Genomic DNA, 13,674 nt, shown 5'->3' with positions numbered 1-13,674 from the left:
AGTTTCAGATGCGCTCGCCGCCGTCGGCGTCGAACAGGGAAGCGCGGCCGGGGTCGAAGCCGATCCGCACGCGGTCGCCCACGGAAACCGCGCGTTCGGTCTCGACCCGGAAGCTGAGGTTCTGGCCGGCGAACTTGCCCCAGACCAGCGTATCGGAGCCCATCGGCTCGACGATCTCCACCTCGACATCGTACTGGCAGGGCATGGCGGCAGCGGCATCGCCGAGCGCCACATGCTCGGGCCGCACGCCGAAGACGGCCTTGCCGCCGCGCGCGCCGCCATCGCCGAACTCGTAGCGGTCCAGCGGCACCTTGATGCCGCCGGCGTCGAAGGCGGGGGCGGCACCGCCGACCACTTCACCCTCGATGAAATTCATGCCGGGGGAGCCGATGAAGCCGGCGACGAAGCGGTTGACGGGGCGCGAATAGATCGCCTGCGGCGTATCGAGCTGCTGGATAATGCCGCCGCGCATGACCGCGATGCGGTCGGCCAGCGTCATCGCCTCGATCTGGTCGTGGGTGACGTAGATCATCGTGTTCTCGAGCTTCTGGTGCAGGCGCTTGATCTCGACGCGCAGCTCGGAACGCAGCTTGGCGTCGAGATTGGACAGCGGCTCGTCGAACAGGAACACGTCGACGTCGCGCACCAGCGCCCGGCCGATGGCGACGCGCTGGCGCTGGCCGCCGGACAGCGCCAGAGGCTTTCGCTTCAGCAGCGGCTCGATCTGCAGGATTTCGGCCGCGCGCGCGATGCGGGTGGCGATCTCGTCCTTCGGCAGGCGGGCGTTCTTGAGGCCGAAGGAGAGGTTGCCCTCGACCGTCATCTGGGGATAGAGCGCGTAGGACTGGAAGACCATGCCGATGCCGCGGTCCTTGGGCTCGTCCCAGGTGACGTTGCGCTCGTTGATGAAGATCTGCCCCTGCGACACGTCGAGCAGGCCGGCGATGCAGTTGAGCAGCGTGGACTTGCCGCAACCGGACGGGCCGAGAAGGACGAGGAATTCGCCCCGGCCGACCTCCAGGTTGAGGCTCTTCAACACCTCGACCGAGCCGAAATTGAGCGACACGTCGCGGACCACCACACTGGGCATGCTTCCTCCCACAGCCATATTCTTCAACCCTTGACCGCGCCGGCCGCGATGCCGCGAACGAACAGCTTGCCGGAAACGAAATAGACGACCAGCGGCACCAGACCGGTGAGCAGGGTGGCGGCCATGTTGACGTTGTATTCCTTCACCCCCTGCACCGAATTGACGATGTTGTTGAGCTGAACCGTCATCGGGTAGTAGTCGGGCCGCGTGTAGACGACGCCAAACAGGAAGTCGTTCCAGATGCCGGTGACCTGCAGGATGATGGCCACCACGAAAATGGGCAGCGACATCGGCAGCATGATCTTGAAGTAGATGCCCCAGAAACCCGCGCCATCGACGCGCGCCGCCTTGAACAGCTCTTCGGGCAGCGAGGTGAAGTAGTTGCGGAACAGCAGCGTCAGGATCGGCATGCCGAAGATGGAGTGAACCAGGATGAGGCCGTAGAGGCCGCCATACAGGCCCATTTCGCGCAGCAGGATGACGATCGGGTAGAGCATCACCTGATAGGGAATGAAGGCGCCGAAGATGAGGATGGTGAAGAAGATGTCGGCGCCCTTGAAGCGCCAGTTGGCAAGGGCGTAGCCGTTGATCGAGGCGATCGCGATGGACAGGACGACGGACGGCACCGTGATGCGCACCGAATTCCAGAAGCCGCGCGAAAGCCCCTCGCAGTTGAGGCCAGTGCACGCCTGTGCCCAGGCCTTGACCCAGGGCTCGAACGTGATCTCGACCGGCGGGGAGAAAATGTTGCCCATGCGGATCTCGGGCATGCCCTTGAGCGACGTGACGATCATCACGTAGAGAGGCAAGAGGTAGTACATCGAGACGACGATGAGCGTGCCATAGATGAAGATGTTGCGGCGCGACAAGGCACGCCGGGGCTTGGGCCCGGCCGGGCCGGCGAGAGCGTCGGCACGGGTGGCGGCGTCGCCTTGCGCGTAATTCAGGGTCAGCTCAGCCACGCTTCTTGCCTCCGAATTCGAGATAAGCCCACGGGATGAGCACGATGAGGACCGACAGCAGCATCATCGTGGAGCCGGCGAAGCCCTGGCCCAGATTCTGCGACAGGAACATCGCGTCGTAGACGTATTTGGCCGGCACTTCCGACGCGATGCCCGGGCCGCCGCCCGTCTGGGCCACGACAAGGTCGTAAACACGCACGATGCCGGAAGCGATGATGACCAGCGTCGTGATGAAGACGGGCCGCATCATCGGAATGACGATAAAGAGATAGGTCTTCCACATCGGGATGCCGTCGACGCGCGCGGCCTTCCAGATGTCCTCGTCAATGCCGCGCAGGCCGGCCAGCATGAGGCACATGATCAGGCCGGTGCTCTGCCACACGGCGGCAATGAGGATGCCGTAGATGACGATGTCGGCATTGTAGAGCGGATCGAAGGAGAAACTCGTCCAGCCCCATGAGCGCACCACGCCCTCGATGCCGAATTGCGGGTTGAGTATCCACTGCCAGACGAGGCCGGTTACAATGAAAGACAATGCGAACGGGTAGAGGAAGATGGTGCGGAAGGTGTTTTCGAAACGGATCTTCTGATCAAGGAGCGCCGCCAGGATGAAGCCGATGACCAGCGAGAAGATCAGCAGGCAGACGCCGTAGATGAACAGGTTCTGGATCGAAATCAGCCACTTGCTCGAACTCCACAGCCGCTCGTACTGCGCGAGCCCCACGAAGTTTTCCCGCGGCAGAAGCCTCGAGTCGGTGAAGGAATAGACGATCGTCCAGATCGTGCCGCCGACGAAGACCACCAGGGCGGTGAGCACCATCGGTATGGCGGCGAACTTTGCGTTCAGGTTCCTGAACAGCTGGTTGGGGCGGCGAGCCTCTTCCATGCCGGTTCACTCCATCGCGGGAAAGTCAAAGAGCCGGCACCCCGCCTTCCAGTGGAAGGCGGGGCACACGGAGAGCGATATCAGTCCGCGCTGGCGACGATGTCGACAAACCGCTTCTGAGCGTCTTCGGCCGTAATGCTCGTGTTGTTGAAGAACTCGACGAACAGGTCGTTCACCCGGGTGAGCGAATCCGCCGACATGAGTTGGTCGGGCGACTGGATGATGTTGCCCTTGGCCAGGATGTCGAGACCCTTCTTCATGCAGTCATTCGCAGCGTCGAGATCGACGTCGCCGCGGACGGGCAGTGAGCCCTTCTTGAGATTGAAGGCGACCTGCACTTCCGGAGAAAGCATCAGAGCAGCGAGGTCCGCCTGAGCAGCGCTCTTTTCCTCGTCGGCAAGGACGGGGAAGTAGAACGCGTCGCCGCCCGTCTGGATGACCTCGTTCACGCCGAGGCCGGGCAGACAGGAATAATCCTCGCCGGCGACCTGTCCCGCGACCTGGAATTCGCCCTGCGCCCAATCGCCCATGATCTGCCCGCCGGCCTGGCCGGTGATGACCATGTTCGTAGCCTGGTTCCAATCCTGCACGTTGGACTTCGCTGCCATGGAGCGCGCCTGGTCTGCCGCTTCGAAGACCTTAGCAAGCTCGGGACTGGCGGCGACCTCTGCGTCCTTGTCGCCGTAGATCTTGTTGTAGGCGTCCTGGCCGGCGAGGGCGACAACGAGAACCTGGAAGGCCAGCGACGTCTGCCAAGGCTGCTGGCCCATCGCCAGCGGAATCTTGCCGGCTTCCTCGAGCTTGGGCGCAGCGGCGACGAATTCGTCCCAGTTGGTGGGCACCGGTACACCGGCATCCTCGAACGCCTTGTGTGACAGCCACAGCCACTGCTGGGAATGGATGTTCACGGGGACGCAGTAAATCTTGCCGTCGAGCGTGCAGGAATCGAGCAGCGAGGCGGGATGAACCACCTCTTTCCAGTTATTGGCTTCCGCGATGTCGGTGAGGTCGCGCATGAGACCTGCCTCGACAAGCTCTTCCGCCTGGCGTCCGTGGTTGAACTGGGTGGCGCCCATCGGGTCGCCGCCGGTGATCCGGCTGATCATGATCGGGCGGGCCGTGCCGCCGGAGCCGGCGATGGCGCCGTCGATCCATTTGTGACCCGTGGCGTCGAACGCCTTGGCAAATTCGGCGACCGCAGCCGCTTCGCCGCCGGAGGTCCACCAATGTGTGACTTCGAGATCCGTGGCCTGTGATGGTCCGGAGATTGTGAGTGCGGCCGTCGCACCGAGAGCGGCCGTGAGGAGCCTATAACGCATCATATTCCTCCCTGAAACTGTAACGTTACAGGTGGAAGGCTAGGGCAATCGGAAAGGGAGCGCAACGGTGAATCGGACCAGCGAGGCGATTTTTTTCGCAGCCCGAATAAAAGCCCTGGGAATCGAATGCCGTGAGAAACCACGAGTCACGATTGCTGCATTGCAGCGATTGCGGAGCTTTTTTGCCGTTAAGTGCCTGATTCACCGGCATGGTGCGCCGCATCACTTGCGTCCGCGAAGCCTGCCGCGGCGTCGCTCGACAGGCGATATGCAGATGAAAATGACCGCCCTGCCTGTTCAATCGAATATCATCACTGTAACGTTACAGTTTGGACACGAACCGCCGCACTGGCGTCTCTGTCGCGCATGAAGTAAGCCATGCGCCGCAAGGGATGGGCAAAGATGGCAATGGAAGACAGCAGCGAGATCGACAGAGGCGGTACGGCGGAAGCCGGGCGGCCGACGCTGAAGACGATCGCCTTCATGACGGGGCTGGGCGTGACCACCGTGTCGCGGGCGCTGAAGGATGCGCCTGATATCGGCGTGGAGACCAAGAAGCGCGTGCAACTGGTGGCCCGGCAGGTTGGCTATCGGCCCAACCGGGCCGGCGTTCGCCTGCGCACGGGCAAGACCAACGTGATCTCGCTGGTGCTGAACACCGACGAACAGCTTATGGGCTTCATCTCCGACATCATCTACGGCGTGTCGGCAGAACTGGCCAACTCGCCCTACCACCTGATCCTGACGCCCTATTCGAGCCGCAACGACCCGATGGACCCGGTGCGCTATGTGGTGGAGACGCACTCGGCCGACGGGATCATCATATCGCAGACCGAGCCGAACGACGCGCGCGTGCGCTATATGAGCGAGCACGGCTTTCCCTTCGCCACGCATGGCCGCACGCATATGGGGGTCGAGCATCCCTGGCATGATTTCGACAATCACGCATTCGCGCTGGAGGCGGTGAAGACGCTCGCGGCGCGCGGCCGAAGGCGGCTGGCGCTGCTGGCCCCGCCGCCGGGCTACACCTACCACCAGCACACGCGCGACGGGTTTGCCGGCGGACTGGCAGAGACGGGTGCCAGCGAGGCATCTCTGGGCGACACGTGGATCGACCAGCCGGTCGAGCGGATCCGCGAACGCGCGCTGAGCCTGCTGCGCGAGGGCTCGCGCCCCGACGGGCTCGTATGCTCCAGCGGCACCGGTGCGTTCGCGCTGGCGGCAGCGATCGAGGATGCAGGGCTGGTACTGGGCCGGGATGTCGATGTCGTCACCAAGCAGTCGAGCAAGCTGGTGCAAATGGTGCGCCGCGACCTGATCGTGGTGAACGAGGATTTCCGCCTTGCTGGCCGCGAGCTGGCGCGCGCGGTGATCGCGTCCATCGGCGGGGCCGATGCGCGGGGGCTCCAGACACTGGCACTGCCGGGTGCTGTCGAAGGGCCGGCGAGGGGGTAGGTTCGCTAGCGCGCTTCACGTTACGCGGAACATCCCGTGCCGACACCCCCTTCACCACGCTTCGCGTGGTCCCCTTCCCCCGTTAACGGGGGAAGATCCTGCGTCGCGGCCGCACACAACCCTGGCTCCTTCTCTCTGCGAAGCAGGGCGGGTGTCCCGAAGGGAAGGAGAGGGCGGCGGCCGAGACTTATCCGGCCTTGCCACCCCATGGGCCGTGGTGCTCACCCTCCGCGTCGATGCGCTCGAAGCCGTGTGCGCCGAAGAAGTCGCGCTGGGCCTGGATGAGGTTGGCGGTGCCACGGGCCTGCCGGAAGGCGTCGAAATAGCCGAGCGCGGCCGAAAGCGCCGGCACGGGCAGGCCCGCCAGTGCTGCATGGGAGACGATACGGCGCAGCGAGGGGTTCGCCTCCTTCATCATAGCCACGAAATCGCCGATGAGCAGCAGGTTCTCCGCACCGGCATCAGCCTCGAAGGACTGGGCCAGCGTGCCGAGGAACTGCGAGCGGATGATGCAGCCGGCGCGCCAGATGCGCGCGATGGTGGGCATCGGCAGGTTCCACTTGAACTCGGAAGACGCCTCGGCCATCACCGCGAAGCCCTGCGCGTAGGCCGCGATCTTGCCGGCGAAAAGCGCCAGTTCGAGATCGTCGATGAACGCGGCGTCGGGCGTGCCGCCGGCAGGCGCGGGTTCGCCATAGGCTTCGGAAGCGGCCTCGCGCAGGCTTTTCTCGGCCGACAGGCTGCGTGCGGCGACGGCCGCTTCGATGGCGGTGGCCGGCACGCCCATCATCTGCGCCTCGATGGCCGACCAGCGCCCGGTACCCTTCTGGCCGGCGCGGTCGAGGATCATATCGACCATCGCCTTGCCGGTCTGCGGATCATTCGCCTCCAGTACCGCCGCCGTGATCTCGACGAGGTATGAGTTGAGACGGCCTTCGTTCCAGCGCTTGAAGATCGCGCCGATCTCGCCGGCCTTCATGCCGAAGCCGTCGCGCAGGATGCCATAAATCTCGGCGATCATCTGCATGTCGGCATATTCGATGCCGTTGTGGATGGTCTTGACGAAGTGGCCGGCGCCGCCCTCGCCAAGCCAGGCGCAGCAGGGCTCGTCCTCGAAGCGCGCGGCGATCGCCGTCAGCACCTTCTCGACGCGCTTGTAGGCATCTTCCTTGCCGCCGACCATGATGGACGGGCCGTGGCGCGCGCCCTCCTCGCCACCCGAAACGCCCATGCCGATGAAGGTGAGGCCCGAGCCTTCAAGCTCCTCGAAGCGGCGAATGGTGTCGCGGAAATTGGCGTTGCCCGCGTCGATGATGATGTCGTCCTTTTGCAGCAGGTCGCGCAGCACCTCGATCTGCTCGTCCACCGCCTTGCCGGCCTGCACCATAAGGATGATGGGTCGCGGCGGCTTGATCTGGGCGACCAGCTCTTCGAGTGTGGCGCAGGGAACGATGTTCTCGCGCAGGTCACCCGCATTCTCGAAGAACGCCCCGGTGCGCGAGGAAGTGCGGTTGTAGACCGCGATCGGATAGCCCTTTTCGGCGATGTTGAGCGCGAGGTTGGAGCCCATGACCCCGAGGCCGATGAGACCGATTTCCGCTTTGGACATGAGACTTTCCCGTTGATGGATGGAGAGGCGTCAGGCTCAATGATGGACGCCCAAGGTTTCAGCAGTCAACCGGGGCAGCCGCATGGCAGCCATGCCGGATGCAGTGCACAATTATATTGTAAGCAATTGCTTACGCAACGTAGCCGCACATGGCTATGAGCCTATGGCAGGACCGCCGTCGCCTCGATCTCGACCTTGGCCTCATCCTCGATGAGGGCGACGACCTGGACCATCGTCATGGCCGGAAAATGTCGGCCCATGACCGCGCGATAGGCTTCGCCGATGCCCTTGAGGTTGGCGAGGTAGTCGCGCTTGTCGACCACGTACCACGTCAGCCGCACGACATGCTCGGGCCGGCCGCCGGCCTCGGCGAGAACGGCGACGATGTTTTCCAGCGCCTGCCGCGTCTGTCCGGCAAGGTCGCTGGCCTCGAAGACCTGCTGCCCGTTCCAGCCAATCTGGCCGCCGACCCATACGGTGCGACCTTCGGAAGCGACGCCGTTGGCGTAGCCGGACGCCTTCTTCCAGCCTGCCGGGTGAAGGATTTCGTGGGGGGGTGCGGTTTCGGTCATGCGGGAATCCTCCGATGGCGGGGCCTGCCGCCCCGCTCTTCGTTGCGGCGTCAGACGCCGAGATAGCGGTCCTGTAGTTCGGGCGTGAGCTCGGCGGGATGGCCGGTCCACACCGTGCGCCCCTTTTCGAGCACGAAGCAGCGGTCGGCGGAAGGCAGAAGCTCCGCCAGCGTCTTGTCGACGATGAGGATCGACTGGCCCTCCTGCTTGAGCGTGCGGATGACGCTCCAGATGTCGTGGCGGATGACGGGCGCAAGCCCCTCCGTCGCCTCGTCGAGGATGAGCAGCGACGGGTTGGTCATCAGGGCACGGCCGATGGCCAGCATCTGCTGCTCGCCGCCCGAAAGCGTGCGCGCCATCTGGTCGCGGCGCTCGGCAAGGCGGGGGAACAGCCGGTCGATCTCCCCGCGCGTCCAGCGGCCGGGCCGCGCGGCAGCCGTGAGGTTCTCGGCGACGGTGAGGTTCGGGAAGCAGCGGCGCCCCTCGGGCACGAGACCGAGCCCAAGCCGCGCAATGCGGTGCGGCTTCATCGCCTGGATCGTCCGGCCGGCGAAGCGGACCTCGCCCGCGCGCGCCGGCGTGAGCGCCATGATGGAGCGGATGGTGGTGGTCTTGCCCATGCCGTTGCGGCCCATGAGCGCGACGACCTCGCCCTCGGCAACGTCGAGTTCGACGCCGAACAGAGCCTGGCTTGCGCCGTAGAAGGTTTCGAGACCTGAGATCTGCAGCAGGCTCATGCCGGGTCTCCCAGATAGGCGCGGCGGACTTCCGCGTCGTTGCGGATCTCGTCGACGCTGCCGGACGCGATGACGCGGCCGTAGACCAGGACCGAGACGCGGTCGGCCAGCGCGAAGACGGCATCCATGTCGTGCTCGATCAGCAGGATGGGCGCTTCGCCGCGAAGACGGTCGAGGAAGCCGGTGAGCTGGCGCGAGCCTTCAGGCCCCATGCCGGCCATCGGCTCGTCGAGCAGGAAGGCGCGCGAGCCCAATGCGAGAGCTATCGCGATCTCGAGTTGGCGGCGCTCGCCGTGGGAGAGCTCGGCTGCCGGGATGCGGGCGCGGTCCTTCAGCCCCACGCGCTCGAGTGCTGCCATTGCGGGATCGACAAGCGAGGCGTCGCGCATCACGGGCCTGAAAAAGCGGAAGGACGAGCCCTGCCGCGACTGCACCGCAAGCATCACATTGCGCAGCGCCGAAAACTCGGGCGCGAGCGAGGAGACCTGGAACGAGCGACCCAGACCCAGCCGCGCGCGCTCCGCCACCCCCAGATGGCCGACCGGCTGGCCGAGGAAGTCGATCTCGCCGGCATCGGGCCGGAGCGTGCCGGCGATCTGGTGGATGAGCGTGGACTTGCCCGCGCCGTTGGGGCCGATCAGGGCGTGGATTTCGCCGTCGCGCAGGTCGAGCGAGACGTGGTCGGTCGCCTTGAGCGCGCCGAAGCTCTTGCACAGGTCGCGGATGGACAGGACCGCGTCAGGCCCGCTCGACTCAACCATGACGCGCCCTCCCGGCCAGAAGCCCGATGAGGCCGCCGCGCGCAAACAGCACCACGCCCAACAGCACGAGACCGAGGAAGAACTGCCAGCGCTCGGTCATGCCGCCGAGCAGAAACTCGAACATGACGAACAGCATCGCGCCCGCGACCGGCCCGTAGAGACGGCCGACGCCGCCCAGGATGATGAGCACGATGAACTCGCCCGACATATGCCACGACAGCATCGACGGGCTGACGAAGCGGTTGAGGTCTGCGTAGAGCGCGCCTGCGAGCGCGGTCATCATGCCCGAGATGACGAAGGCGGCAAGCCGGATGCGGAACGGCGCGATGCCGACCGATGCGACGCGGACCTCGTTCTGGCGTGAGGCCTGCAGAGCCGCGCCGAAGCGCGAATCGCGGATCAGCATCGAGACGAGGATCGCCGCGATGAGCACCGCGTAGCAGATGAGGAAGTAGTTGAGCGGCACCATGGTGTTAACGCCGGGAAACTGGTTGCGGATGAGGATCGAAAGCCCGTCCTCGCCACCATAGGCTGGCCACGAGATGGCGAAGTAGTAGGTCATCTGCGCGAAGGCGAGCGTTATCATGATGAAGTAGACGCCGGACGTGCGCAGCGAGATCGCGCCGATGGCGGCGGCGAGCAGGCCGCCTGCAACGAGCGCGACCAACCAGATGACCGGCATCTGGTTGCTGCCCGACAGCGTGAACAAGCCGAAATTGAATGGCTGCATAGACATGGCGTGGCTGGCGAGGATACCAGCGACGTAGCCGCCGACGCCGAAGAAGGCTGCATGGCCGAACGACACAAGCCCACCCAGCCCCAGCGCGATGTTGAGCCCGACCGCGGCGAGGCCGAGGATGGCCATGCGGGTGGCGAGCGTGACGTAGAACGGATTGCCGAGCTGGATCGCGGCATAAGGGATCGCGAGCAGCAGCAGCGCCAGAGCGAGGTTGATGACGGTTTCGCGAGAGATCGTCATCGCATCAGCCCTTCGCAGCCGGGAAAAGGCCCTGCGGGCGCATGGCCAGCACGAAAGCCATGACGATGTAGATCAGCATGGAGGCGAGCGCGCCGCCGACCAGACCGGCCTGCGACGGCGGCATGAGCATGCCGAAGAGCTGCGGCAGCAGGAAGCGGCCCATCGTATCGACGAGGCCGACGAGAAGCGCGCCGACCAGCGCCCCCTTGATGGAGCCGATACCGCCGATAACGATGACTACGAAGGCAAGGATGAGGACAGGCTCACCCATGCCAACCTGCACGGATTGCAGCGCGCCGACCATCGCGCCGGCAAGCCCGGCGAGTGCGGCACCCAGCGCGAAGACGACGGTGTAGAGCGTGCGGATGTCGACGCCCAGCGCCCCGATCATCTCGCGGTCGCTTTCGCCCGCCCTGATGCGCATGCCGAGCCGCGTCTTCGAGATGAGCAAGAACAGGCCGACGGCGACGGCCACCCCGACGCCGATAATGGCGAGGCGGTAGAGCTGGTAGCGCGAGCCGCCGGGTATGGGCACCGTGCCCTGCAAGAGTTTCGGAATGTCGAGATAGAGCGGGAAGGAGCCGAACAGCCAGCGCGTGCCTTCCGAAAAGATGAGGATGAGGGCGAAGGTCGCCAGCACCTGGTCGAGATGGTCGCGCTCATAAAGCCTTCGGATGACAAGGATTTCCATGATCGCACCGGCCGCGGCCGCCGCTGCAAGCGATGCGGCAAGCCCTAGCCAGAACGAGCCGGTCGCGGCCGCCACCGCCGCGCAGGCGAAAGCGCCGACCATGTAGAGCGAGCCGTGGGCGAGGTTGATGAGCCCCATGACGCCGAAGATGAGCGTCAGCCCGGCTGCCATGAGGAACAGCATTACCCCGAGCTGGAGCCCGTTGAGTATCTGTTCGATGAAGAGTGCGGTTTGCACGGGTGGTTCCGGCCCTTGTCATTCCGCCGCAGTGGTGGCGAACAATTCAACTGTAGGCTTACGCCCCCTCCACCATGCTTCGCATGGTCCCCTCCCCCGCTTCGCAGGGGAGGAACCGGGTCGCGGAGGGCCGCAACCTTCATCCTTCCCGGTTCACGGGGAAGGAGGACCGCCGGTAGACGGTGGAGGGGGCGTCGATGCCGCTACTGCATCTGGCACTGTTCGGCGTAGGCGTCCTTGTGGTCGGTGAAGGCGGTGGCGATGATGTGGTTGGTCAGCACGCCGCCCTCGTCCACCACTTCCGTGACGTAGATGTCCTGGATCGGGTGGTTGTTGGTGTTGAACGAGAACTTGCCGCGAACGCTGTCGAAATCGGCTTCCTTGAGTGCGGCGCGGAACGCCTCGGCGTCCTTGACGCTGGCCTTGCCTGCCGCCGAGACGATGAGATTGGCGGTGTCGTAGGCCTGTGCGGCGTAGATCGACGGCAGGCGGTTGTACTCCGCCTGGAAGGTCTCGACGAACTTCTTCGAGGCTTCGTTGTCGAGGTCCTTCGCCCAGGACGAGGAGTTCTTCACGCCGAGCGCGGCTTCCCCGATGGCGGGGAGAACGTCCTGGCTGAACGAGAAGCCCGGGCCGATGACCGGAATGTCGACGCCCGACTGCGCGTACTGCTTCATGAAGGCGATGCCCATGCCGCCCGGCAGGAAGATGAAGAGCGAATCCGCACCCGACGCACGGATCTGTGCGATCTCAGCCGCGTAGTCGGTCTGGCCGACCTGGGTGTAGATCTCGCCTGCGACATCGTCACCGTAGAACCGCTTGAAGCCGGTGAGCGCATCGGTGCCCGCCGGATAGTTCGGCGCCATGATGAAGGTCTTCTCGTAGTTTTCGCTGGCGTACTGGCCCATCGCCTCGTGGAAGTTGTCGTTCTGGTAGGCGACGTTGAAGTAGTTCTCGTTGCACAGCGCGCCGGCGAGCGGCGACGGCCCGGCATTGACCGACAGGTAGAACTTGCCCTGCGCCACCGCGCTGGGAACCACGGCCATGGCCAGGTTGGACCAGATGATGCCGGTGAGGATGTCGACCTGATCGGACTGGATCATCTTGTCGGCGATCTGCACCGCGAGTTCCGGCTTCTGGCCGTCATCCTCGGTGACGACCTCGATTTCGGCGGCCGCGTCGCCGGCGTTCTTGAGCGCCAGCATGAAACCGTCGCGCGCGTCGATGCCGAGGCCTGCGCCGCCGCCCGAAAGCGTCGTTATCATGCCGATCTTGATCGGCTCGGCGGACGCGATACCCGACACGCCCATGGCAAGTGCCGCAATGCTGGCGGCGATAAGCTTCTTCATTTCCTGCTCCCGTTGTTACCCAAGGAACCCTCTGGGGTTCCGCACGATGAAAAAAATCTGGCGGCATTGCCAGTCCGCGTCAGTGTTTTTGTTGTTGGGCCATTGGCGGCCGGTATTTCAAAGCTCCGTCCTGACCGTCCACAACTCGGGGAAGAGTTCGACCTCCAGCATGCGACGGAGATAGGAGACACCCGCCGTGCCGCCCGTGCCCCGCTTGAGGCCGATGATGCGTTCGACGGTCGTGACGTGGTTGAAGCGCCAGCGGCGAAAGTAGTCCTCGAAATCGACCAGCTTCTCCGCCAGTTCGTAGAGTGCCCAGTACTTCTCCGGCTCGGCATAGACCGCTTGCCAAGCCGCAAGCACGGCCGCATTGGGCTGCCGGCTCTCGCGCCAGTCGGTTCGCGCAGCGTCGGCGCCGATGTCGAAACCGTTGCGGGAAAGCAGCGCCAGCGCCTCGTCGTAGAGGCTGGGCCGGGCGAGTATCCCCTCCAGCCTGCCCATGATCTCCGGCTGGTGATCGTGGGGCTTGAGCATAGAGAGATTGCGGTTGCCGGCCAGAAACTCGATGGCGCGATACTGCGCCGACTGGAAGCCCGAAGACTGGCCGAGCGCGCCGCGGAAGCGGGTGTATTCGGACGGCGTCATGGTGCGCAGCACGTCCCATGCGCTGTTCAACTGCTCGAAGATGCGCGCGACGCGCGTGAGCATCTTGAAGGCGGGGCGCAGATCGTCAGCGCGCATCGCCTCCAGCGCCGAGGAAATCTCGTGGATGGCGAGCTTCATCCACAATTCGGAGGTCTGGTGCTGGATGATGAAAAGAAGCTCGTCGGGCGAGGACGACAGCGTCTCCTGCGCGTGGAGCACCTTTTCCAGATGCAGATAGTCGGCATAGGACATGCGGCCGCGGAAGTCGGTCTGTGCGCCGTGATCGGTCATGGAATGCTTCTCCCGCAGCGCTGCCCCTCACGCTTATCCTCTCCCCTCTGGAAGGGAGAGGCACCGTCATACCCGCACCCCTTACCCCTCC

At 64.7% G+C, this 13,674-nt stretch carries 13 protein-coding genes; 1 reads left to right on the top strand and 12 read right to left on the bottom strand.

Annotated elements, in window-relative coordinates:
• Positions 1–4: 4 nt before the first annotated feature.
• From FY036_RS08820 to FY036_RS08805, 4 genes are all read right to left on the bottom strand, one after another.
• On the bottom strand, positions 5–1,090 hold the full coding sequence (locus FY036_RS08820) for an ABC transporter ATP-binding protein (RefSeq protein WP_148914349.1): 1,086 nt from the start codon (positions 1,088–1,090) through the stop codon (positions 5–7).
• Between the two features lie 23 nt (positions 1,091–1,113).
• Complete coding sequence (locus tag FY036_RS08815) at positions 1,114–2,043, bottom strand: carbohydrate ABC transporter permease (protein ID WP_235897604.1); 930 nt, start codon at positions 2,041–2,043, stop codon at positions 1,114–1,116.
• Position 2,044: 1 nt separating this feature from the next.
• Complete coding sequence (locus FY036_RS08810) at positions 2,045–2,938, bottom strand: carbohydrate ABC transporter permease (RefSeq protein WP_148914347.1); 894 nt, start codon at positions 2,936–2,938, stop codon at positions 2,045–2,047.
• Positions 2,939–3,018: 80 nt separating this feature from the next.
• Complete coding sequence (locus FY036_RS08805) at positions 3,019–4,257, bottom strand: ABC transporter substrate-binding protein (RefSeq protein ID WP_148914346.1); 1,239 nt, start codon at positions 4,255–4,257, stop codon at positions 3,019–3,021.
• Between the two features lie 402 nt (positions 4,258–4,659).
• On the opposite strand from FY036_RS08805, the gene FY036_RS08800 reads away from it, so the two are divergent.
• Positions 4,660–5,712: a LacI family transcriptional regulator gene (locus FY036_RS08800; protein WP_407941147.1), complete on the top strand. Its 1,053-nt coding sequence runs from the start codon at positions 4,660–4,662 to the stop codon at positions 5,710–5,712.
• A gap of 187 nt (positions 5,713–5,899) precedes the next feature.
• Here FY036_RS08800 and gndA read toward each other — a convergent pair whose 3' ends face one another.
• The 8 genes from gndA to kynA form a co-directional block, all read right to left on the bottom strand.
• The gene (gene gndA / locus FY036_RS08795; RefSeq protein WP_148914345.1) at positions 5,900–7,321 is read right to left on the bottom strand and encodes an NADP-dependent phosphogluconate dehydrogenase; all 1,422 of its coding nucleotides are present in this window, start codon (positions 7,319–7,321) and stop codon (positions 5,900–5,902) included.
• 161 nt (positions 7,322–7,482) lie between these two features.
• Positions 7,483–7,893 (bottom strand): RidA family protein, encoded by a 411-nt coding sequence (locus tag FY036_RS08790; protein WP_148914344.1) that lies wholly within the window; start codon positions 7,891–7,893, stop codon positions 7,483–7,485.
• 50 nt (positions 7,894–7,943) lie between these two features.
• On the bottom strand, positions 7,944–8,630 hold the full coding sequence (locus FY036_RS08785) for an ABC transporter ATP-binding protein (protein ID WP_148914343.1): 687 nt from the start codon (positions 8,628–8,630) through the stop codon (positions 7,944–7,946).
• Complete coding sequence (locus tag FY036_RS08780; protein WP_148914342.1) at positions 8,627–9,391, bottom strand: ABC transporter ATP-binding protein; 765 nt, start codon at positions 9,389–9,391, stop codon at positions 8,627–8,629. The genes FY036_RS08785 and FY036_RS08780 overlap by 4 nt, the downstream gene beginning before the upstream one ends.
• Complete coding sequence (locus tag FY036_RS08775) at positions 9,384–10,364, bottom strand: branched-chain amino acid ABC transporter permease (RefSeq protein ID WP_148914456.1); 981 nt, start codon at positions 10,362–10,364, stop codon at positions 9,384–9,386. The genes FY036_RS08780 and FY036_RS08775 overlap by 8 nt, the downstream gene beginning before the upstream one ends.
• Before the next feature lie 10 nt (positions 10,365–10,374).
• Positions 10,375–11,298, bottom strand: coding sequence for a branched-chain amino acid ABC transporter permease (locus tag FY036_RS08770; protein ID WP_148914341.1), 924 nt, complete (start codon positions 11,296–11,298; stop codon positions 10,375–10,377).
• Between the two features lie 203 nt (positions 11,299–11,501).
• Complete coding sequence (locus FY036_RS08765; protein WP_148914340.1) at positions 11,502–12,647, bottom strand: ABC transporter substrate-binding protein; 1,146 nt, start codon at positions 12,645–12,647, stop codon at positions 11,502–11,504.
• Positions 12,648–12,764: 117 nt separating this feature from the next.
• Entirely contained in the window at positions 12,765–13,583 is an 819-nt protein-coding gene (gene kynA / locus FY036_RS08760) for a tryptophan 2,3-dioxygenase (protein ID WP_148914339.1), read from the bottom strand.
• Positions 13,584–13,674 lie beyond the last annotated feature (91 nt).

Source organism: Neoaquamicrobium microcysteis, from assembly GCF_008180155.1.
Classification (GTDB): domain Bacteria; phylum Pseudomonadota; class Alphaproteobacteria; order Rhizobiales; family Rhizobiaceae; genus Aerobium; species Aerobium microcysteis.
The sequence above is the reverse complement of the archived record's forward strand: the minus strand, read 5'-3'. Positions and strand labels throughout refer to the sequence as shown.

Bases quoted from the DNA above. Each gene is read 5' to 3' on its own strand.
- FY036_RS08820 (WP_148914349.1), bottom strand. From the start codon at position 1,090: ATGCCCAGTGTGGTGGTCCGCGACGTGTCGCTCAATTTCGGCTCGGTC.
- FY036_RS08810 (WP_148914347.1), bottom strand. From the start codon at position 2,938: ATGGAAGAGGCTCGCCGCCCCAACCAGCTGTTCAGGAACCTGAACGCA.
- FY036_RS08805 (WP_148914346.1), bottom strand. From the start codon at position 4,257: ATGCGTTATAGGCTCCTCACGGCCGCTCTCGGTGCGACGGCCGCACTC.
- FY036_RS08800 (WP_407941147.1), top strand. From the start codon at position 4,660: ATGGCAATGGAAGACAGCAGCGAGATCGACAGAGGCGGTACGGCGGAA.
- gndA (WP_148914345.1), bottom strand. From the start codon at position 7,321: ATGTCCAAAGCGGAAATCGGTCTCATCGGCCTCGGGGTCATGGGCTCC.
- FY036_RS08790 (WP_148914344.1), bottom strand. From the start codon at position 7,893: ATGACCGAAACCGCACCCCCCCACGAAATCCTTCACCCGGCAGGCTGG.
- FY036_RS08785 (WP_148914343.1), bottom strand. From the start codon at position 8,630: ATGAGCCTGCTGCAGATCTCAGGTCTCGAAACCTTCTACGGCGCAAGC.
- FY036_RS08780 (WP_148914342.1), bottom strand. From the start codon at position 9,391: ATGGTTGAGTCGAGCGGGCCTGACGCGGTCCTGTCCATCCGCGACCTG.
- FY036_RS08765 (WP_148914340.1), bottom strand. From the start codon at position 12,647: ATGAAGAAGCTTATCGCCGCCAGCATTGCGGCACTTGCCATGGGCGTG.
- kynA (WP_148914339.1), bottom strand. From the start codon at position 13,583: ATGACCGATCACGGCGCACAGACCGACTTCCGCGGCCGCATGTCCTAT.